Genomic DNA, 18,653 nt, shown 5'->3' on the forward strand with positions numbered 1-18,653 from the left:
GTAACTAACAAGAAAACAGGACTCTGATGAAAGCTTTTTTGAGCCAGTCATTTAACGATGAAGCAGAGACCTTCAGCATGCAGCAAAAAATCCCCGAGGCTCTGAAACAATCTCAACGACTGTTCATGCCGGTTGAGATGCTGCCATCTGCGACACCCTCTTTACGGCGGCGAGGGTGTCAATAATCCGATTCATTGCAGGTGGGATACCAGTACTGCGTCAGTTACCGAGGGAGAATATACGTCTGGCATTGTCGGTGGTTGCAGCGGCAATCTCTTCGCCATCCACGCCAAGCACCTGGCTCAGCGCATGGATCACATAGGGCAGATTAGCCGGTTCATTATCATTTCTTCTTCTGCCACCCCGACGATGTTCTAACCGCTCTGGCATGACCAGATAAGGCTTTAAAAACGGTGCATCGGTCTCAACCATCAGGCGCTCACGCAGAGTCTCCCAACCGACAGAGCGCAGTGCCTTAACCAGATCTTCGTTACGTCTGTCGCCGATATAACCGGTAATTCCGATGGAACAGCCCAGATCAAGATAGGCCTGCAGTTGCTCACTGTTCCCCGTGAAGCAGTGAACGCAAGCCATGTCTGGTGAAGGCAACTGATTTATGTGATCTTTCAGAATGCCGATGAAGTCATCATGGGCAAGTCGCTCATGCAAAAACAGTGGTTTTTTCAGCTCTGCAGCCAGCTCCAATTGTTCCGTGAACACGGTTCGTTGCACATCAGGAAACGACCATTCGCGATCGTAATCCAATCCACACTCACCCACCGCAATGCAGTGACGATCCCCCTGTTTAAGTATTTTTCTCAGTTCCCGTATGCCACCATCTCGGCGGAAATTCTTGGCATCGTGTGGATGGCATCCCACTGTATAGTACAAAGAGCATGGGGGGGAATCTGAAAATCCACAAGCTTCGGTGGCTTTCGCCGATGGCTCCGACCATTGCTCCACCAGTTTCTGAGCCTTTTTAGACGCAGAAATGGAAGTGCCCGTTATCATGATGCTACCAAGCCCTGCCCGGGAAGCTTCTGCAAGAACCTGGGGCAAGTCAAAGCAGTCTTTAACAAGATTGGCTCCAATATCAACAAGTGGCGTCGTGTATTGAGGCCTGAACCACGGGCGAGTCAGATTTACCTTGCCCGACTCTGGCCGGGCAGCAAACTGGAAACCAGAAGCTTCATCATCCCTGGCAGGCGCATCAGGTGATGCAGCGGCCTCGCTTGAGCGCTGGCAATATCGGGACTCCAGGCCCTGATCCATGACCTGCCGACCCTGAACGGCATGGTAGTTCGTGTTGCCAGAGTATCGGAATGCAACGGGACAAACGCCTGAAGAAGGCTTGTCAGCAGAACCTGAAGATCTCTTCTTTTTTTTCATTTTCCGTGGCTTTGAACGGCCTTCTTGCCAGACTTTTAGATCCGCTTCGTCTGCGGCCCATTGCGTACCTTTGCTGCTAACGTCATGAGGGGACACTGAATTGGGTGACGTGATATTGGGAAGTATCGCTTTTTCATCGACATTATCAACTTTCACAAATCTGCCATCAGGGCCGGAGGTGGTTGATCTGCCCGTTTGAGAATGAGAAAAGTCGGGTGTTCTTACTGAAAGTATATTGTTGCTATCACCAGTACTGACAGTCCTACCGAAACGAGCAGCTTCTTCAACCTCTTGCGGTTGAGGTTGAACAGGTTGTGACGTGATTGGGTTTGAACCGCCAACAGCGCCGCTAGTGTGATCCGGGTTAATCATATTAAGCTCCTTCAGTTAAATGAGTATTATCCTTGATTACAAGGATATAGGGTTGAAGGGCATTCAACAGCGATGTCCTCCGATAAGTCAGAGTGGTTCTTAGATTGAAAGTTCAGAACATTGACGTAAGCATAACTAACAAGAAAACAGGACACTGATATAAACTGCGTTGAGCCAGTCATTTAACGACGCAGTAGAGACTTTCAGCATGCAGCAAAAAATCCCTGAAGCTTTGAACTTTCACAGGCAATCCCAACGACTGGAGTTGAAATACAGCACCGATGAGACTTATCAGCTCAGCAGTGAGATGCTTCGTGTCCACAGTCCTTCTGCCGAGGTCAGGGGACATGGTAATCCAGTGCTGCAAACCGGAAAAAAGCAGGTTCAGGTCACCAATATAGAAAAGGTGGGCCACTATGCGATTAAAATTCACTTTAATGACGGTCATGACAGTGGCATTTACGACTGGGGCTATCTCTACGATCTTTGTGTCAACCAGGAAGTGTACTGGGAGGCCTATCTGGAGAAGCTGCACCAGGCGGGTGAAAGCCGGGAGCCCGATGCTGATGTTGTCAAACTGATGATCAGTTAAATCGTTAGTTGAACAGTGTCCCTCTGGGTTTCCACAAATAGACTGCTGTACTCCAGGGGCATTCATAGAGCTGCATCAGGGTTCTCTCATTGTGAGAGACGACGATCTGGTAAGTGACCGATTCTCTCTGAGGCCTGCTGGTCAGGATAACGGTGGCAGGTCTACTGATAAGAACAGGGGTTCCGCCCAGGTTAAGGGTCTGTTGGTAAAGCCTGTTCATGATGGTTGAGATGCTGCCATCTTCGGGATCGTAGGAAAAATTTTCGGCAAATGAAACTCTGTAAGTGCGCTTGTCAGCAGGCAGGTCGCCAATGTTCTTGCTAATACTGCAGTTGTTGAGATCGAGATAGCCAGAAGGGGGGCGGTTACTTTTTATAGCGGAGAGTAGCCAGCGATGCCCCATGATTTTAGCGTCAGGAAGTGCCATAGATGTGACCGGCAGGGTCATAGCCATCAGGGACACAGCCATTATGGATAGTACCTTAATGGATAGTACCTTTGTGAATAGTACTTTTGCATTGTATGGCCATCTCATATCTGCTTCTCTCTGGAATGGGTGTTCTGGAGACTTTATCGGCCAAGGGATTAAGAAATTTCATCGTTGTGAGTTAATCCTGATTACCCGGGCGATGGGCACAGGGAGGGTTAGAATTTTCCTGTATCAACTTGTAACCCAGTGGCTCTGTGTATATCCTTTGTGCCTTTTAAAATCGTCATGGCAAGGCTCAAATACTGGGACTTGTCAGACAGGAGCCTGTTCATGAGAGTGATTCTGTTGGGTGCCCCGGGTGCCGGTAAAGGTACGCAAGCCCAGTTCATCATGGAAGAGTTTGGTATCCCCCAGATCTCTACCGGCGATATGCTGCGCGCAGCGATCAAGGACGGTACCGAGCTGGGCCTTAAAGTAAAAGCGGTTATGGATTCCGGCGCCCTGGTTTCAGATGAAATCATCATTGAGCTGGTTAAAGAACGTATTGCCAGGGATGACTGTGCCAATGGATTCCTGTTTGATGGCTTTCCCAGAACCATTCCCCAGGCTGAAGCACTTCGTGATGCCGGCGTCGACATTGACCATGTGATCGAAATTGCCGTTGAAGATGAAGAGATTGTTCAACGCATGGCAGGAAGGCGTGTTCACCCCGACAGTGGCCGAACCTATCACGTTATCTACAACCCGCCGAAGGTTGAAGGTAAAGATGATGTTACGGGTGAAGACCTGATTCAGCGTGATGACGATACGGAAGAGACCGTTCGCAAGCGTCTGGGCGTTTACCATGACCAGACGGCCCCTCTGGTCAGCTTCTATAAGTCTATTGAAGGCCATACCCGTTATAGCCGTGTAGAGGGTGTAGGCAGTGTTGATGATATCAAGGCTAAAGTGATCAGTGCCCTGAAGCCTGGGGCTGCCTGATAAGCTCTGCTGTCTGGCATCTCATGATGCTGATCGTAAAAAAAGGACGACTGTTCGTCCTTTTTTTACGTTTTCAGGAGACTTTCTCATGAGCTGGCAACGATATAATACACCGTTAGCCGCATGAGTTACCCCTATTAGAGATACGCTGATGAAAATTCTGGCTCTAGATAGCGCTACAGAAGCCTGTTCAGTGGCACTGAATCTGGATGGTGAAATTGTTGAACATTTTGAGTTATTACCCAGAAGGCACAGCCGTGAGCTTTTGGGAATGGTCGACAATCTACTGAAAAAACAGGCAGTCAGCCTATCTGATCTGGACGCTTTGGCTTTTGGTTGCGGGCCAGGTGCTTTCACCGGTGTCAGAATAGCGGTTGCCATGGTGCAGGGGCTGGCATTTGCCATCGATAAGCCGGTTGTTGCTGTGTCAACTCTTAGAGCACTGGCGCAGGAAGGCTTCAGAGTGCATCAGTCAAATGCCGTACTGGCTGCTATTGATGCCCGTATGGGAGAAGTTTACTGGGGGGCCTTCAAGGAAGAGAATGGACTGATGCAGCCAGAGATAGAAGAGCGCGTTATCGTTCCCGAAAAAGTTGTCCTGCCCGATGGCAAAGAGAATTGGCTGGGAATGGGGACGGGTTGGCAGTTCGAAGATCAGCTGGCAGCAAAAGCGGTGAAATGTTTCCCTGAGGCATATCCCAGGGCGGCTGATATCGCCATTCTGGCTGCGGCTGATTTCAACGAAGGACTCAGTGTCCCTGCTGAACAAGCCAGGCCAGTCTATCTCAGAGATAAAGTGGCTCTCAAGAAAAGTGAACGATAAAACTCGTTTTCTCCTTTAACAATTAAAGCCTGATGGGAAGTGCTTTCTTCCTTTGTGAGATGACATAGAAGTCAGCATGGGCTGATATTACCCGTCAGGGGAGGGAAGCTATCGTGGATAGCCTTCAGATAATGATTCTTGCTCTGCTTCAGGGCCTGACAGAGTTTCTGCCGATTTCCAGTTCTGCTCATTTGATATTGCCTGCGCAATTGTTGGGCTGGAAGGATCAGGGTCTGGCATTTGATGTGGCGGTTCATATTGGCACATTGATCGCGGTTGTAGGATATTTTCGTAAAGACTTGATCAGAATTACTCAGGATTGGCTGGGCTCTCTGATGGGTAAAGGCTCATCGGTCAACAGTCGTCTGGGTTGGTACCTGATTTTTGCTACCTTGCCAGCGGTTGTGTTTGGTTTTGTCCTGAAGTCCATGGGCCTGGACGAGGCTATGCGTAGTATTGCCGTCATTGCCGGGACAACCATGATATTTGGTGCGCTCCTCGGTTGGGCTGATTACAAGGGGAAAAAAATACAACCTATCGAAAAGTTAAACTTTCGTCAGGCCATGTTAATTGGTTTTGCCCAGGCTATCGCCTTGATTCCGGGCACCTCTCGCTCAGGCATAACCATGACCGCTGGCCTTATGCTCGGTTTGACCCGGGAGGCAGCAGCCCGCTTTTCGTTTTTGCTTTCTATTCCGGTCATATTGGGAGCAGGACTGCTTCTGACACTGGACCTTGTTAAAGCGACAGAGCCGGTGGACTGGAGCGTACTCTTCTCTGGTGCCCTGCTGGCAGGCGTCAGTGCCTGGGTTTGCATATACTTCTTCCTGTCGTTTATCAACCGAATCGGATTGATGCCTTTTGTGATCTATCGCTTTATTCTCGGCGCCCTACTGATTGCTGTGATGGTGTTCCAGGTAAACGCTTAAAGCATCGCTACCCATCCTGTCCGGATGGGTAATTTCATCTTCAAACTGTAAATTCCGGTTGATCATTTGCATAAACAGGCTTTACTTCTCATAGGTTGTAATTCGGGACGGGTCGGGTAAGACTCTATCTGTTTCAGGCTGATCTTAATGAGAACTCTTTTTCATAGATGGTGCTGAGATATTGGCTTTTGACCCGAGATTGATCCCCGAGGAATTGACATGACTCTGAGAATTAATGACGTTGCCCCTGATTTCACAGCTCAAACCACCCAAGGCTCTATTCGGTTTCATGACTGGATAGGTGATTCCTGGGCTATTTTATTCTCCCATCCGAAAGACTTTACACCTGTCTGTACGACAGAGCTTGGCTATATGGCCCGGCTGCAACCAGAGTTCGAACGACGCAACTGTAAGCTCATTGGTTTGAGTGTGGACCCTGTAGATGATCATGAACGCTGGGCCAGAGACATTGAGGAAACTCAGGGGCACCTGCCCCTGTACCCCATGATTGGTGACACGGACCTGAACGTAGCAAAGCTGTATAACATGCTGCCTGCTGACGCAGGTGATAGCTCAGAAGGGAGAACAGCTGCCACCAATGCTACGGTCAGAACCGTATTTATCATCGGCCCTGACAAACAGGTCAAATTGATGATGACCTATCCAATGACCACCGGCAGGAATTTTGACGAGATCCTTCGTTCTCTGGATTCTATTCAGCTGACCAGCCGATGCACCGTGGCTACTCCAGTGAACTGGCAGCCTGGTGAGGATGTGATTATTCCACCTGCGGTTTCAGAGGAAGAAGCTAAAAAGAAATTCCCGCAGGGTTGGAAGACTCTGAAGCCTTACCTGAGGGTGGTTGCTCAGCCTGATTAATGCTCGAACTAATATCTGAAACTTCCTCTATTAACAGAAACAGCAGGCCAAATGTCTGCTGTTTTTTTATGGTGCACAGTTACAGAATAGCGGTCTGGAACCAGCCCGGGAGGCCCCCTTTAGAAATGATTCGAGGTTTTCAAACAGCTCCCCGGTGATAAAATCCGATCTAACTAAACGCGTTGTGAGCAATAGGTGAATGGCCAGTTCTGTCGTAGTACAAATTCATCCGGATCCTGATAAGCAAGCCTATCTTGAGACGCTGCTGAGTTCCATGGATGGAGCCACTTACATTGAGAATCCGGCTGGCTGCCGGGAAAATCAACTTATTCTGGGTTTCGAAGATGATCGCCTTTCTCTGACACGGGCTTGTGGAAAAGAAAAACCCATCAGTGTTGATTTTGTGGGCGGCAAGGCAGGTCACAGAAGAAAGTTCGGCGGCGGGAAAGGTCAGGACATAGCCAAAGCTGTGGGTTTGAATAAAGGTGTCAAACCTCATGTTCTGGATGCCACAGGTGGGCTGGGTCGAGATGCCTTCGTGCTGGCCTCTCTTGGCTGCAAGGTGACGGTCATTGAGCGCTCTCCCGTCATCGCCGCTTTGTTGGAAGACGGCATCAGAAGAGCGATAGCAGATCCGGAGGTCTCAGAGATTGCCGGACGTATGCTGCTGATCAAAGAAGACAGTCGTCATGCTATGGCGTCGAGTCTGTCCCTTGGAAAACAGTTTGATGTCGTTTATCTCGATCCCATGTTTCCGCATAAAGAGAGGTCTGCAGAGGTCAAAAAGGAAATGAAAATCTTTCAGGCACTATTATCAGGTGATCCCGATGCCGATGAGTTGCTTGAGCCTGCCCTGAAACTGGCCCAATACCGGGTGGTGATTAAAAGACCCCGGTTATCACCGGAGTTGGGCAATACCTCACCTACCTACAAACTGGAAGGAAAGGCATGCAGGTATGATATCCACGCTCTTAAAGCATTTTAGTGAAAGGTTCAGGACTAGCGGTTCCCTCTTTCATCATCCAATCATCCGACGATGAAAGAGGGTTCCCGAACCGTAAGCGAGTTAATGCTCTTCGACAGGAGCAGGTTGGGTTTTGGTGGTTTGCAGTATGCTATGACGGACTTCGCTGGTCAGGACCTTAAAGGCTTCGTCCGCGACCATTTTGACTTCATCGCCGTAGTTGAGCTTGTTAGTCCGGGTGATCTCCACGACGTTATTGAGTCTTAACTGCTCGATAAAGTTTTTGAACAGCGCCTTGTCAAAGAACTCAGGGGCATTCAACCCGTGGATAATGGACAGTCTTTGAGCCAGAACACGACTCTGGTTTTCCAGGGTTTCCTGTTCAATGTTGCCACTGTCATTACTGATCAGCAGGCTAATGACCATGAAGAAGCGCTCAAGGGTCTGGGCAATGGCACGGGAAAGCACCGTCAGAGTGACAAACTGTGCTGAGCTGTAATCAGGCTGGCGGTAATAGCCGTCATGGTCACTGATGATAAGCCCTTCACTTGCCAATGTTTCCAGCCACTGGGTGACCACTTTCAGAAATCCTCTTTTACTCCATTTGAGAAAGAGTTCGGATTGAAGATAAGGGTATAAAATGGAACAGACCCGGAAAATTTCTCTTTGTGTCATGGCACTGTTGTTAATAAACAGACAGCTGAGCAGGGAAGGCACGGCAAACATATGCAGTACGTTATTCCGGTAATAGGTCATCATTACCGCTGTTTTTTCATCCAGACTGTAGACCTCACCCAGGGAATCACTGAATTTATTGAGTAAATCCAGCTTCTCTGCATAGCGAATGACGCTGTAGCCATCCATGTCAGTAATAACTGTTTTGTCGCTGTAGGGAGATTTTCTGAGCAGTCGCTGATAAATCTCTACCAGTAGTACCAGCTCCTGTTCACCCAGAGCATGACGAGGCGATGAAAGCAGGGCCATGGCAATCAGGTTAACCGGGTTGATGATAGCTGCTGAGTTAATCTCACTGGCAATGTTGAAAGCAAGTGTATTGGTTGCTTTCTTTAGCCACTGTTGTTTAAAGCCTTCAGATTGCTCTTGCTGCCATTGAGGTACTTCCTTATCCAGGAATTCACCCATACTGACCGGGTTACCAAAGTTAATCCAGGCTTTGCCAAACTGATCCTTGAGGGCTGCCAGTGTGCGCACAACGTCAAGAGGGGACTCTTTTTTCTTGCTCTTGCCTCGCAGCTCACTCATGTAAGTGCTGACTTCCAGTAACTTCTCATAACCGATATAAACCGGCACAAACAATATGGGTCGTCGGTTATCTCTCAGGTAGCTTCTCAGACTGATAGAGAGCATGCCGGTTTTCGGGTTCAGGGTTCGACCGGTTCTGGAGCGGCCACCTTCAACAAAATATTCAATGGGGAATCCACGACTGGACAGGGTATGCATGTATTCATGAAAGACTGCACTGTAGAGAGGGTTGCCTCTGAAGGTTCTTCTCATAAAGAAAGCGCCGCCTTTACGGAGAATGGTGCCAACGACAGGCATATTCAGGTTGATACCGGCAGCAATATGGGGAGGTGTCAGTCCTTCATTGTAAAGAGCATAGGAAAGCAACAGATAGTCAATATGGCTGCGGTGACAGGGTACGTAAACAACGCTGTACTTCTGGGAAAGTGCTTTGATCGGTTCGATGTTATTGATCGACAGGCCGTCGTAGAGCTTGTTCCAGAACCAGGTCAAGACAATGTCCAGAAACCTGAGGACCGGATAAGAGTAGTCAGAGGCGATTTCATTGGCGTACTGTCGAGCCTTGTTCTCGGCCTCGATCAGGGTGATTTCCCGGGCAGCGGCTTCAGCTTCTATGGCTTTGCGAATCTGTGGTGTATGGATCAGGCCATTGACCAGTATTCTTCGGTGAGAGAGATCAGGACCAATGACAGACTCTCTGAGCTGACGAAAGTGCACCCTGAGAATACGACCCACCTTTCGGAGAGTGCGGCAGTGTTCCTGGCCTTCATCCACCATTTCTCTCAGGGACATGGCTGGATTAAAGTGAACCATGGTCTGTCTGCCATGGAGCAGAATGGCCATAAACTTCCTGAACCGTCCTCCCAGGCTGAAGTTCCAGTCAAAAAGGAGCTTCAGGGCGGACTGCTCTTTATCCGGGGCCCGTCCCCAGAAAATACTGACAGGAACCAGCTGAACGTCGTGGTCAGGATGCTCCTCGGTTTCCCTGAGAAGATTTGCCAGTGTATCTGCCGTTTCCGGATGCTCTCTTTGAAGCAGAACGCCTCGCTGCTGAGTCAGATAAAAATAGGCCTGATCACCGTTCTTGTGACCACTGTGAATAAACGCATAGGGTCGTGGCAGACCGGCTTTTCGACACTCCTGCTCAACTACCATCAGATCGGACAGGGAGCGGTTACGAAGTACGTAGCAGACAGGCTTGTCTGGCTGAATCCCAAGGCTTTGTGCAGTGTTGTTATGAACCGTTGTTCTAACCCAGATGAATAACAGCTTTCTCAAGCTATGAAACAAAAAGCGACTGAGAGTATTGGGTTTGTGCATGGAATTGGTCGCGGCCTGAAATCAAGAGGGTGAATGGCTGTCGGTGGATTCTAGCTTGAATAGAGGCCGTGGCGCAAAGAGGAAAGTGACTATTTCCCGGATTGAAAACAGGTTCCCGGAGTGAAGGCACGCCAGTAAGGGTTTTGTTCTTTCCTGGCGAGCAAAAGCAATGGGGAAAAACCAGCAGCCTGTCGGACTTAAGCGTCCGTAGCGAGGATTGCAAGAAATTGAGGATAAAAATCTCTGTTTCTGAGGAGAATAGCGAGCTATTTGACGAAGAAACAGAGATTTTTAGACCAATTTATTGCAACCGCAGTAGGACAGTCTTAAGTCCGACAGGCTGCCAGGAGCGCTTAATAGCTTCTCTGGCAGCAATAAGTTTTCAAAGAGCATTAGGCCAGGAGACCGTGCTTTCTTCGCCTGTTTCCGTCATCTGCCACCATTCATCCATATCTTCACCGTCTGACCAGGGGGCTGCATTGGCCCTCACCCGGCACCTGGCAAACTGGTTCAGGCTTCTGGCGCAGGCCATATCATCACTCCAGGGGGTTTTATTGGCTTTGAACCAGATGCTGGTCCAGGCTTTGCCAACCGCACACTCAACAATCATCACCGGCGCTGAGTCTTTCTCGCTGTGCAGCAGAAAGTCGTGGACTTTCTTGCCGCTACTAAGAACTTCAACGCTATCAAAATTAACCGTGAGCCATTTCCGGATCATCTCCAGGCTCAGGTCTTTGACATAAATTTCTAGATCTTCAACCTTGTTCATAGGGTCTGTATGTCTGAGAGTAGAGGATGAATTTAGGTCAACAGTCGCTTCAGGATGCCCTGATAAATCCGGCCCAGATCATCAAGGTCGCTGGCTTTGATACATTCATTCACTTTATGGATGGTTTTGTTGACCGGACCCAGCTCAACCACCTGGGCACCGGTTGGCGCTATAAACCGGCCATCGGAGGTGCCACCAGAGGTCGACAGCTCTGAATCTATGCCGGTTTCAGCCTTGATGGATGCCAGGGCTGCATTAACCAGCGCACCAGGGCGGGTGAGGAATGGCTGGCCGCTGACATGCCATTCAATATCGTATTCAAGGTTATGTCGATCCAGAATGGCCAGCACTCTTTCCTGCAGCGCTTTGTCAGTGACTTCAGGGGAGAAACGGAAGTTAAAGTTGACTTCGCAGTTTCCGGGAATCACATTGCTGGCACCTTCTCCGGCATGAATGTGCCAGATCTGGAAGCTGGTGGGCGGGAAGAACTCATTGCCCTGATCCCACTCTTCGCCGGTCAACTCTGATAAAGCCAGTGCCACTTCATGAACCGGATTTCTGGCCAGATGCGGATAGGCGACGTGCCCCTGAATCCCATGAATCAGCAAGTGGCCGTGCATAGAGCCCCGGCGTCCATTCTTGATGATATCGCCTACCTGATGAGTACTGGATGGCTCGCCTACGATGCACCAGTCTATCTTTTCGTGACGGGCTTCCAGGTGCTCAATGACTTTAACGGTTCCATGCCGGGCCGGACCTTCTTCATCGCTGGTGATCAGGAAAGCAATGGAGCCTTTATGGTCAGGGTTCGCGGCCAGAAAGGTTTCGCAAGCTGTCACCATGGCAGCCAGACTGCCTTTCATATCTGCCGCGCCGCGGCCCTGCAGCATACCGTTTTCATCGACAAAAGGAGAAAAAGGAGGGTTATCCCATTTTTCTACAGGACCTGTGGGTACAACGTCGGTATGACCGGCAAATGCCAGAACCGGCGCAGAGTCTCCTCTGCGGAGCCAGATGTTTTCCACTTCACCAAACCGCAGTTTCTCTACTTTGAAGCCCAGGGGTTCCAGACGGCTGATCATCAGATCCTGGCAGCCCTCATCTTCAGGAGTGACTGAGGGACGCTGAATCAGATCTATGGCAAGTTCAATCGTAGGGGTCATGTGCAGTTTATCTGTTCTATGGTTTACAGTTTTTTACTTTGAAAAGTGATTGTACCACGTGATGTACTTGCCAGCCGAGCCAACAAAGTCTTCAGAATGCCAGGGTTTTCTGTCCAGGACCTTGAAGAAATTCACTCAGCCCAAGATCAAGACCGAAGGCTTAATCGGTCTTGATCTTGGCGGGCTCGGTCAGATCCGATAACGCTTTTAGCGTCTCTGATTTCTCTAATTCATCGGTTGCAGACTGCTTCAGTTTTTCACAGGCATTCTCGAAAGCCTTTGGCTCAAGGTAACACCCCTTAAAAATTCTTTTCAGCCGTTGTGCCAGTTCAATTTTTTCCCCACGAACACAAAAATCAATGAGCGGGTTGAGCAAGAACAATCTGCCTTCGACCGGTTTAGAAAGCAGGCAGATATAAGACCGGATAAAACTCTCGAAATTTACAATCTCATGAGGTGGCATGCGATCAACATCGACCAGAGCTTGTTGCAAAATATCCAGAACGGTTTCTTTAGTTCTCTTTTGGCCAGCAGCCCCGGGATTTGCCAGCTCAAACAGTTGCTTGACAGAATCTTGGTGAAAATGATCCCTGAGGGCTTTGCAAAGGTCCTCGTCGGTAATGCGGATACCGTCCGATGCAACTTTCTTTGCCGACTCGTAATCACCCCTGATAAAGAAGAGATTCAGGAAGGGGTAGGCCAGCTCCTCATCCTTGATGCCGAATTTGTAAAATTCCCAAAAACACCTCTCTATCTCAGTAAAATCTTTTGGGGGCAAGCCTCGCACCCATTGGGTGTCTCTCAAACATTTTTCCAGCCCGTCAGCGAACGTTTTCCTGGCAATCTCCATGGTTTGATGATCTTGCTGATCCGCCAGGGCCAGTAGCGCTTTGCTGTGGCTATGGAGGAAGCGTGGGTAAGAGTCGTCGGTATGTTTAACGTATGGCGCGTAATTCTGGACCTCCTTATCGAGGGCTACCTGAAGATGATCTGCTTCCAGAATTGCCTGATGTTTATCTCTAACAGACTGGGCATGTGGAAAATCTCCCCGAACGACAAAAAGGTTCAGAGCTGAATTCGCCAGTGCATAACCACCATTGCCACAGTTGGCCAGCAAACAGTCGATAAGCTTTTTCAGCTTTATGTAATCATTTTGGGGTATTTTACGAGCAGATGGGAAATAATCCTGCAAAATGGTTTTAAGGTTATCCTCGGCTACTTGCGCAGCTTGATTCGGGGATGTCAGTTTCAGTGATGCCAGCAGTGATTTTACCCGGGCGGCATCTTTTGCACTTATGGCCTCTGCCAGAGCAGGTAAAACCTCTGTGAGTTCCATCGGAGTGGCTGGTTGTGGATCGGCTGCCGGGATGGAGCCTGTGTGTGCAGAGCTGCCGGAGACAGAAGCAGCGATTGTCCTGTCGGAAAGAGCTGAAGCAGTGTCTGTACCGGTTTCTCCGTAGCCAATAGCGCGGAAGAAACCGTTATAGATAGCGCCAAACCAGCTGTTTACTGCCCTTCCGTTATCAGCCCTTCCTGAGGTGTCTGTTAACTGGTCAGATTGCTCCTGCCTGATTGAGTTGTCTAGTGGCAGTGATGATGGGGATTTTACAGGTTGCATAATTAAGTACCTCTCTGGATTTAATGTTGTCGATATCTATTTGGACAACAGAAAGTGCAACTAGTTCCAGACAATCAAATAAGAAGAGTCAGCACTGTTTTCTATTTCAATCGTTGCAGGAACCTTATGGCCTTAAATTCAGACCCGGTGCGCTTTAGCTCAGAATAAACAAGCTGATTCTGAGCAGGCACACGGCGATTCTGCTAACAATAGTGTCCATTTCACTAACTCATATAGGAATTCTTCGGAGCCTTCTGTCATCTAATTAATAGCGGGTTGTATCGCAATACCTGACGAGCTGATTAAGGTTTTTTTTGGAGAAAAAGTACTATGGACCGCTTACACCCTTTATTACTGACGAGTTTGCTATTTTTTTCTGTTCAGGTTTTAGGCGGGGTATTTTCACCCGGCTATCCGTCGGCCTACCGCTACTTCCCGGAGCTGGCAGGTGCCCTTGATAAAGACTTTGATGGCCTGCTCTCCTACGATGAGCTGATTGAGGGCTACCATGCACCCTATCTGAACAAAGACCTTTACCAGACCATCAGACTTTATCTTGTTAATTTCGAGTCATGGCAAAACCCTGTCACTGCCTCATTAAGCAGAGAAAGCATTGAGTTGGCTGAACTGTCGGGGCGAGTCGCAAAGTATCACCACGAGCAGGACAACACCTTCTGGGATGCCTGGCTTGTAAAACCCGAACGGCAACCGTTTGCCGACGGCTACAGACGACTTTTTCCTCAAGGTCTGACGAGTGTTACTCCGGATAATCTCCTGCAGGGGTATTTTCCAGATTGTGTTCTGATCGCTACGCTTGCCTCAATAGTCAGCTCAGAAACGGGAAAAAGGCTCGCATTCAATTACTTTTATCCCTTCGATGAACAGACATTTGAAATTGTTTTTCCCGGGATTGCTAAACGCGAAGTGATTCAATTCAGAGAAGTTGAGCGTTACTCACACTTTGCCGAAACACGCGATGGCGGTATCTGGCTGGCCATGCTGGAAGCCGCTTATGCGCATCTGTCGAAAAAATATTATAATGTACGGGGACGAAATGATCAGGCGCGATTCGAGTATCATCAATATTCTGAGCTGGTCCAAGTACAACCTCCATTAGCCAATGAGGCACTCATGAATTCACCTTCCGGGCACATCAACCCGCAGTTTGAATCTCAGGATCTTTTAAAGATGCTACTCAACTCTTTTGTGGTTGATGAAAAAGCAGCAATTTTTTTTATTACCTCAGTGTTGTCAGCCCCCTTGAAGCTAAGGCCATTTGAGGGAATCGGACCCCGGCATGCCTATAGTCTGATCGGTTATGACAAAGAAAAAGAGATTGTTTATATTCGTGACCCTCATGGTCGTTCTGATGCGGTTGAAAGTCTCCTTACCATTAATAGACATATTCAACCTGCTTCTTCAGAAAATAAAGTAATATATGAATACATGGCGAGTAATCCCAGTTCCCCTGACTATGGTTTCGCATTAGGCCTGACAGAGTCTCTGATTACCGCTATTGTTAATCAAACTTTTCCGAAGGCATTGGCTGCAGGGCAGGGCGTCATTCCTTTAAATATTGCAAGATCGAAGCCTACAGCAGAGAGAAGCCCTGCCAGGACCGGCATCATTGAAATGACTATACAACAGGTGATTGATACCTTTAATTTCATGTACGTCAGCATTTGCGGACCTTACCAATGTCCAAATGACGAGTGAGACTAAACCGATAAAAAAATACATCGCATAAATACCGTCTATACTTTCTTGCCCTATCTACCAGTAAACATAGAGTTGTTATGACTACGTTAATGCCGACTTTATTCAGCTGCCCGAAATGGAGTTTCAAAGAGTATTGGCAGTCTCTCAGGTCTAATACACGACATGGTTTTTTTAAAAAAATCTATCGCGCCACATTTTTTGCTCTGGCTCTGATATTTCTCAGTCCCGTTGTTTTATCAGACACGCTGAAAATTGCGGTTGCATCCAACTTTTACCCGACGGCTGTTGAGTTGAGAAAAACCTTTAACAAACTCCATCCGGACATTGAGCTTACGCTGGTAAAAGGCGTAAGTGATGATTTGTTTGATCGTATTATGAATGACGAGGCCTTCGACGTCTTTCTCAGCGCAGATGAAACCCACCCGGCGACGCTGGTGCGGCTACAAAAAGCCAAACCGAAGTCCCGGAAAACCTATGCGTATGGTCGGCTTGCGTTCTTGCACAAGATGGGTAACCAGACCGAAGATCATGGTCACGGTCATGGAAAAGAGACTATTACAGTGAAGGAGTTGGGTGACTTTATCTCCAAGCATCGCAATGAGACAGTCTATATTCCGGATCCTAAGGATTCTCCCTATGGCAAGAGGGCGGAGGATCTGCTTGAGGCTGCGGGGTTATACTATCCCTTGAATAGAATGAGGAGAATCAAGATCGAAAACAGTACCCATGATGTCTGGAACAACAACATAAACAAAACAGAGCTATTTGCTCTGCTCCCGGCCTCATTAGTGTTTCATGAAGAAGATGATCACTCCAGGGATTCACATCATGTTAGGCACAATTATCCCAAAGATGACGAGGTGTCCCTGTTAAAAGACAATGATTTTCATCGTCTCAGGCAGGAAATGGTAATAATAGAGGGTTCTACCAGCACCAAAGCAGCTGAAACCTTTGCAACGTTTATGCTATCACCCACCACTCAAGCCTATATTGGAGCTCATGGTTACTACCCTGCGAGTTATACAGAGGTTTGCGATCCGGCTAACACTTCGTCCGCTGTCAGTTATTTTTCAGCGATTCCTTATGCTGGAATTCTGTCCGCTGTTACTTCCGCAGCTGTTGCCGCCTGGATTAACAGAGGTTATTGCCGTTTCTGAAGCACTATACTCTATTCGCTTCGTCCGGAGCTTGTCGAAATGTGGAGCCATCATTCTTCGACAAGCTCAGGACGGAGTCTCGGTGCCTGGTCAGGTACTAATAGGTCAGGAAGTCTTTTTCTTGAATTCACACAAATCTTCAATAATGCAGCTGCCGCACTGAGGTTTTCTGGCCTTGCAGACGTAGCGACCATGAAGAATGAGCCAGTGGTGAGCGTCCAGAAGAAATTCTTTGGGAACCAGTCTGACCAGTTTTTTTTCCACTTCCAGAACATTCTTGCCCGGAGCGATTCCGGTCCGGTTGGAAACTCTGAATATATGAGTGTCTACAGCCATAGCAGGTTGCTTGAAAGCGGTATTCAGCACAACGTTTGCAGTTTTTCTGCCCACACCGGGTAATGCTTCGAGGGCTTCGCGGGTATCAGGGACTTGGCCGCCGTGGTGTTCGAGCAACATTCCACAGGTCTTTATGACATTTTCGGCTTTGGCATTGAACAGGCCAATGGTTTTGATGAACTCCTTCAGACCTTCAAGACCCAGATCCAAAATGGCCCGGGGTGTATTGGCCACCGGGAATAATTTATCTGTCGCTTTGTTAACGCCAACATCCGTTGCCTGAGCTGAAAGAATCACGGCGATCAAAAGCTCAAAGGATGAGGAGTAATTGAGTTCTGTCGTCGGGTTAGGGTTCTGGTCCCGTAACCGGGTAAAAATTCGGGTCCTTTTTTCCTTATTCATTAGATATTCCCAGTTACTCGAACACGTTTACTGCCCACTTCTGATAACGGTTCCTGAGCCTTTCTGGTTGCTTCCAGCTTTTTGTCGATGACATTCTTGATGGCGATAAGAAAGCCCATGAATACGAAGGCTCCGGGAGGAAGAATGGCGAACAGAAACTGTTTGTAGTCCTGAAAAACGACAATTGTCCAGTTTTGTGCGACAGGGCCCAGCAGCAGGTCCATACTTGAGAATAGTGTTCCCTGACCGATCAGTTCCCGAAGCGCTCCCAGCAGAACCAGAATGGCAGCAAAGCCTGCTCCCATCATAAACCCATCAAAAGCGGCAGGAATCACGGGTTGCCTGGAGGCATAGGCATCTGCACGGCCCAAAATAATGCAGTTGGTGACAATCAGGGGAATGAAGATACCCAGAATCCTGTACAGTTCATAAGTGTAGGCCTGCATCAAAAGCTCTATGCAGGTGGTAAAGGAGGCGATGACCATAACAAAAACGGGGAGGCGAATCGCGTCAGTCACCTGATGTCGAATCAGGGAAACAACGATGTTTGAGCCCATGACAACCAGCATGGTCGCAACGCCCAGTCCCAGAGCGTTAACTACAGTGTTGGATACACCCAGCAGGGGGCAAAGACCCAGCAGTTGGACCAGGGCCGGGTTATTTTTCCAGAGTCCGTCCCAGGCAATCTTGGCGGCAGATTGATCGGCAAATAATGATTTTTTCTGCAGCGCTGAATCAGTAGCAACGTCATTGGTCATTTTTCTGCACCTCTTTCTTCGCGCAAGGCTGTCTCTCCTTTCAAGTCAGTCTCTTCGCTTAGAGCAGTTTCTCCGTTCATGGCTGCCTCGCCCTCTTTAAAGAGTGCTTGCCTGTGAGCGTCAAAATAGTTCAGGGTTCGATAAACGGAACCGACAACAGCCCTGGGGGTTATAGTAGCTCCGGTGAACTGGTCAAACTGGCCGCCATCTTTCTTGACACCCCAATCTTCAGGGGCAGGGTCCAGCAGCGATTTACCCTGGAACTGCAAAATCCAGTCAGAGACTTTTGTGTCTATTTTATCACCGAGTCCGGGTGTTTCCTTATGTTGGGTAGCTCTGACACCAGCCAGGGTTCCGTCGGCATAAATACCCACCAGCAGATCGATTTTTCCGGCATAGCCGTCGGGGGCTACGGCGGGGAGAATAACTGCCACAGGCTTGTCATTCTTGAAAGCTACGTAGCCATACTTTTCGCTAGAGGTTGCCAGTAAATCATTGGCCGGAATGGTAATTCGGGCATCCAGAATGTTGTTGTCGTGTGTGTTATCCGGAAGAATTTCTTTCAGCGCCCTGGCTTCAAAGGCACGAACCTGAGCATGAATCTTCTTTTCTGTCAAAACAAAAGTCAGAGCGATAAGGCCCACAGTGAGAATGGCAAACAAACCCAGTGTCAGACTATTACGGACGATGCTGCTGGCCAGACCGACAAAAGGTGTCGTTTGTTCGGCAGACGACTCTGGTTCATTTTGACTTTCTTTCTCTATGGGCATTCGTAAGTCACTCATTTCG

The 18,653-nt window shown here is 48.6% G+C and carries 18 protein-coding genes; 9 read left to right on the forward strand and 9 right to left on the reverse strand.

Annotated features, from left to right (window positions below):
• The first annotated feature begins 26 nt into the window (after positions 1–26).
• Positions 27–185 (forward strand): hypothetical protein, encoded by a 159-nt coding sequence (locus ACOMG9_RS05825; RefSeq protein WP_494529934.1) that lies wholly within the window; start codon positions 27–29, stop codon positions 183–185.
• A gap of 34 nt (positions 186–219) precedes the next feature.
• Here ACOMG9_RS05825 and ACOMG9_RS05830 read toward each other — a convergent pair whose 3' ends face one another.
• Positions 220–1,761, reverse strand: coding sequence for a TatD family hydrolase (locus ACOMG9_RS05830; protein WP_448216151.1), 1,542 nt, complete (start codon positions 1,759–1,761; stop codon positions 220–222).
• Positions 1,762–1,969: 208 nt separating this feature from the next.
• On the opposite strand from ACOMG9_RS05830, the gene ACOMG9_RS05835 reads away from it, so the two are divergent.
• Entirely contained in the window at positions 1,970–2,353 is a 384-nt protein-coding gene (locus tag ACOMG9_RS05835) for a gamma-butyrobetaine hydroxylase family protein (protein WP_448216152.1), read from the forward strand.
• A gap of 4 nt (positions 2,354–2,357) precedes the next feature.
• On the opposite strand, the gene ACOMG9_RS05840 is transcribed toward ACOMG9_RS05835, so the two are convergent.
• Positions 2,358–2,822 (reverse strand): hypothetical protein, encoded by a 465-nt coding sequence (locus ACOMG9_RS05840; protein ID WP_448216153.1) that lies wholly within the window; start codon positions 2,820–2,822, stop codon positions 2,358–2,360.
• Positions 2,823–3,113: 291 nt separating this feature from the next.
• Between ACOMG9_RS05840 and adk the strand changes: the two genes are divergently transcribed.
• From adk to ACOMG9_RS05865, 5 genes are all read left to right on the forward strand, one after another.
• Entirely contained in the window at positions 3,114–3,764 is a 651-nt protein-coding gene (gene adk, locus ACOMG9_RS05845; protein ID WP_448216154.1) for an adenylate kinase, read from the forward strand.
• 151 nt (positions 3,765–3,915) lie between these two features.
• Positions 3,916–4,587, forward strand: a complete 672-nt coding sequence (gene tsaB, locus ACOMG9_RS05850) for a tRNA (adenosine(37)-N6)-threonylcarbamoyltransferase complex dimerization subunit type 1 TsaB (protein ID WP_448216155.1) — start codon at positions 3,916–3,918, stop codon at positions 4,585–4,587.
• A 113-nt stretch (positions 4,588–4,700) separates the two neighbouring features.
• Complete coding sequence (locus ACOMG9_RS05855; protein ID WP_448216156.1) at positions 4,701–5,516, forward strand: undecaprenyl-diphosphate phosphatase; 816 nt, start codon at positions 4,701–4,703, stop codon at positions 5,514–5,516.
• A gap of 219 nt (positions 5,517–5,735) precedes the next feature.
• The gene (locus tag ACOMG9_RS05860; protein ID WP_422132759.1) at positions 5,736–6,395 is read left to right on the forward strand and encodes a peroxiredoxin; all 660 of its coding nucleotides are present in this window, start codon (positions 5,736–5,738) and stop codon (positions 6,393–6,395) included.
• Between the two features lie 199 nt (positions 6,396–6,594).
• On the forward strand, positions 6,595–7,380 hold the full coding sequence (locus tag ACOMG9_RS05865) for a class I SAM-dependent methyltransferase (protein WP_494529935.1): 786 nt from the start codon (positions 6,595–6,597) through the stop codon (positions 7,378–7,380).
• Between the two features lie 81 nt (positions 7,381–7,461).
• Here ACOMG9_RS05865 and plsB read toward each other — a convergent pair whose 3' ends face one another.
• From plsB to ACOMG9_RS05885, 4 genes are all read right to left on the reverse strand, one after another.
• The gene (gene plsB / locus ACOMG9_RS05870; RefSeq protein ID WP_448216158.1) at positions 7,462–9,942 is read right to left on the reverse strand and encodes a glycerol-3-phosphate 1-O-acyltransferase PlsB; all 2,481 of its coding nucleotides are present in this window, start codon (positions 9,940–9,942) and stop codon (positions 7,462–7,464) included.
• A gap of 382 nt (positions 9,943–10,324) precedes the next feature.
• Positions 10,325–10,711, reverse strand: a complete 387-nt coding sequence (locus ACOMG9_RS05875; RefSeq protein ID WP_422132762.1) for a hypothetical protein — start codon at positions 10,709–10,711, stop codon at positions 10,325–10,327.
• 32 nt (positions 10,712–10,743) lie between these two features.
• Positions 10,744–11,874, reverse strand: a complete 1,131-nt coding sequence (gene dapE, locus ACOMG9_RS05880; RefSeq protein WP_448216159.1) for a succinyl-diaminopimelate desuccinylase — start codon at positions 11,872–11,874, stop codon at positions 10,744–10,746.
• Between the two features lie 160 nt (positions 11,875–12,034).
• Positions 12,035–13,492, reverse strand: a complete 1,458-nt coding sequence (locus tag ACOMG9_RS05885) for a hypothetical protein (protein WP_494529936.1) — start codon at positions 13,490–13,492, stop codon at positions 12,035–12,037.
• Between the two features lie 330 nt (positions 13,493–13,822).
• On the opposite strand from ACOMG9_RS05885, the gene ACOMG9_RS05890 reads away from it, so the two are divergent.
• Together ACOMG9_RS05890 and ACOMG9_RS05895 are read left to right on the forward strand one after the other, a co-directional pair.
• The gene (locus ACOMG9_RS05890; RefSeq protein WP_448216161.1) at positions 13,823–15,208 is read left to right on the forward strand and encodes a hypothetical protein; all 1,386 of its coding nucleotides are present in this window, start codon (positions 13,823–13,825) and stop codon (positions 15,206–15,208) included.
• Positions 15,209–15,288: 80 nt separating this feature from the next.
• Positions 15,289–16,368, forward strand: a complete 1,080-nt coding sequence (locus ACOMG9_RS05895; RefSeq protein WP_448216162.1) for a substrate-binding domain-containing protein — start codon at positions 15,289–15,291, stop codon at positions 16,366–16,368.
• Positions 16,369–16,473: 105 nt separating this feature from the next.
• Here ACOMG9_RS05895 and nth read toward each other — a convergent pair whose 3' ends face one another.
• Genes nth through rsxG form a run of 3 tightly spaced genes read right to left on the reverse strand, consistent with a single transcriptional unit; the run spans position 16,474 to position 18,649 of the window.
• Complete coding sequence (gene nth / locus ACOMG9_RS05900; RefSeq protein WP_448216163.1) at positions 16,474–17,106, reverse strand: endonuclease III; 633 nt, start codon at positions 17,104–17,106, stop codon at positions 16,474–16,476.
• Positions 17,106–17,864 (reverse strand): electron transport complex subunit E, encoded by a 759-nt coding sequence (locus ACOMG9_RS05905; protein WP_448216164.1) that lies wholly within the window; start codon positions 17,862–17,864, stop codon positions 17,106–17,108. The genes nth and ACOMG9_RS05905 overlap by 1 nt, the downstream gene beginning before the upstream one ends.
• A complete protein-coding gene (gene rsxG / locus ACOMG9_RS05910) occupies positions 17,861–18,649 on the reverse strand; it encodes an electron transport complex subunit RsxG (RefSeq protein ID WP_448216165.1) in 789 nt (262 codons plus the stop codon). Before rsxG ends, ACOMG9_RS05905 begins: the two co-directional genes overlap by 4 nt.
• Positions 18,650–18,653 lie beyond the last annotated feature (4 nt).

The organism is Endozoicomonas sp. PH6C (assembly GCF_059322965.1).

Bases quoted from the DNA above. Each gene is read 5' to 3' on its own strand.
- dapE (WP_448216159.1), bottom strand. From the start codon at position 11,874: ATGACCCCTACGATTGAACTTGCCATAGATCTGATTCAGCGTCCCTCA.
- ACOMG9_RS05865 (WP_494529935.1), top strand. From the start codon at position 6,595: ATGGCCAGTTCTGTCGTAGTACAAATTCATCCGGATCCTGATAAGCAA.
- ACOMG9_RS05835 (WP_448216152.1), top strand. From the start codon at position 1,970: ATGCAGCAAAAAATCCCTGAAGCTTTGAACTTTCACAGGCAATCCCAA.
- tsaB (WP_448216155.1), top strand. From the start codon at position 3,916: ATGAAAATTCTGGCTCTAGATAGCGCTACAGAAGCCTGTTCAGTGGCA.
- ACOMG9_RS05840 (WP_448216153.1), bottom strand. From the start codon at position 2,822: ATGGCTGTGTCCCTGATGGCTATGACCCTGCCGGTCACATCTATGGCA.
- ACOMG9_RS05860 (WP_422132759.1), top strand. From the start codon at position 5,736: ATGACTCTGAGAATTAATGACGTTGCCCCTGATTTCACAGCTCAAACC.
- ACOMG9_RS05885 (WP_494529936.1), bottom strand. From the start codon at position 13,492: ATGCAACCTGTAAAATCCCCATCATCACTGCCACTAGACAACTCAATC.
- ACOMG9_RS05895 (WP_448216162.1), top strand. From the start codon at position 15,289: ATGACTACGTTAATGCCGACTTTATTCAGCTGCCCGAAATGGAGTTTC.
- ACOMG9_RS05905 (WP_448216164.1), bottom strand. From the start codon at position 17,864: ATGACCAATGACGTTGCTACTGATTCAGCGCTGCAGAAAAAATCATTA.
- plsB (WP_448216158.1), bottom strand. From the start codon at position 9,942: ATGCACAAACCCAATACTCTCAGTCGCTTTTTGTTTCATAGCTTGAGA.
- rsxG (WP_448216165.1), bottom strand. From the start codon at position 18,649: ATGAGTGACTTACGAATGCCCATAGAGAAAGAAAGTCAAAATGAACCA.
- nth (WP_448216163.1), bottom strand. From the start codon at position 17,106: ATGAATAAGGAAAAAAGGACCCGAATTTTTACCCGGTTACGGGACCAG.
- ACOMG9_RS05825 (WP_494529934.1), top strand. From the start codon at position 27: ATGAAAGCTTTTTTGAGCCAGTCATTTAACGATGAAGCAGAGACCTTC.
- adk (WP_448216154.1), top strand. From the start codon at position 3,114: ATGAGAGTGATTCTGTTGGGTGCCCCGGGTGCCGGTAAAGGTACGCAA.
- ACOMG9_RS05875 (WP_422132762.1), bottom strand. From the start codon at position 10,711: ATGAACAAGGTTGAAGATCTAGAAATTTATGTCAAAGACCTGAGCCTG.
- ACOMG9_RS05890 (WP_448216161.1), top strand. From the start codon at position 13,823: ATGGACCGCTTACACCCTTTATTACTGACGAGTTTGCTATTTTTTTCT.
- ACOMG9_RS05830 (WP_448216151.1), bottom strand. From the start codon at position 1,761: ATGATTAACCCGGATCACACTAGCGGCGCTGTTGGCGGTTCAAACCCA.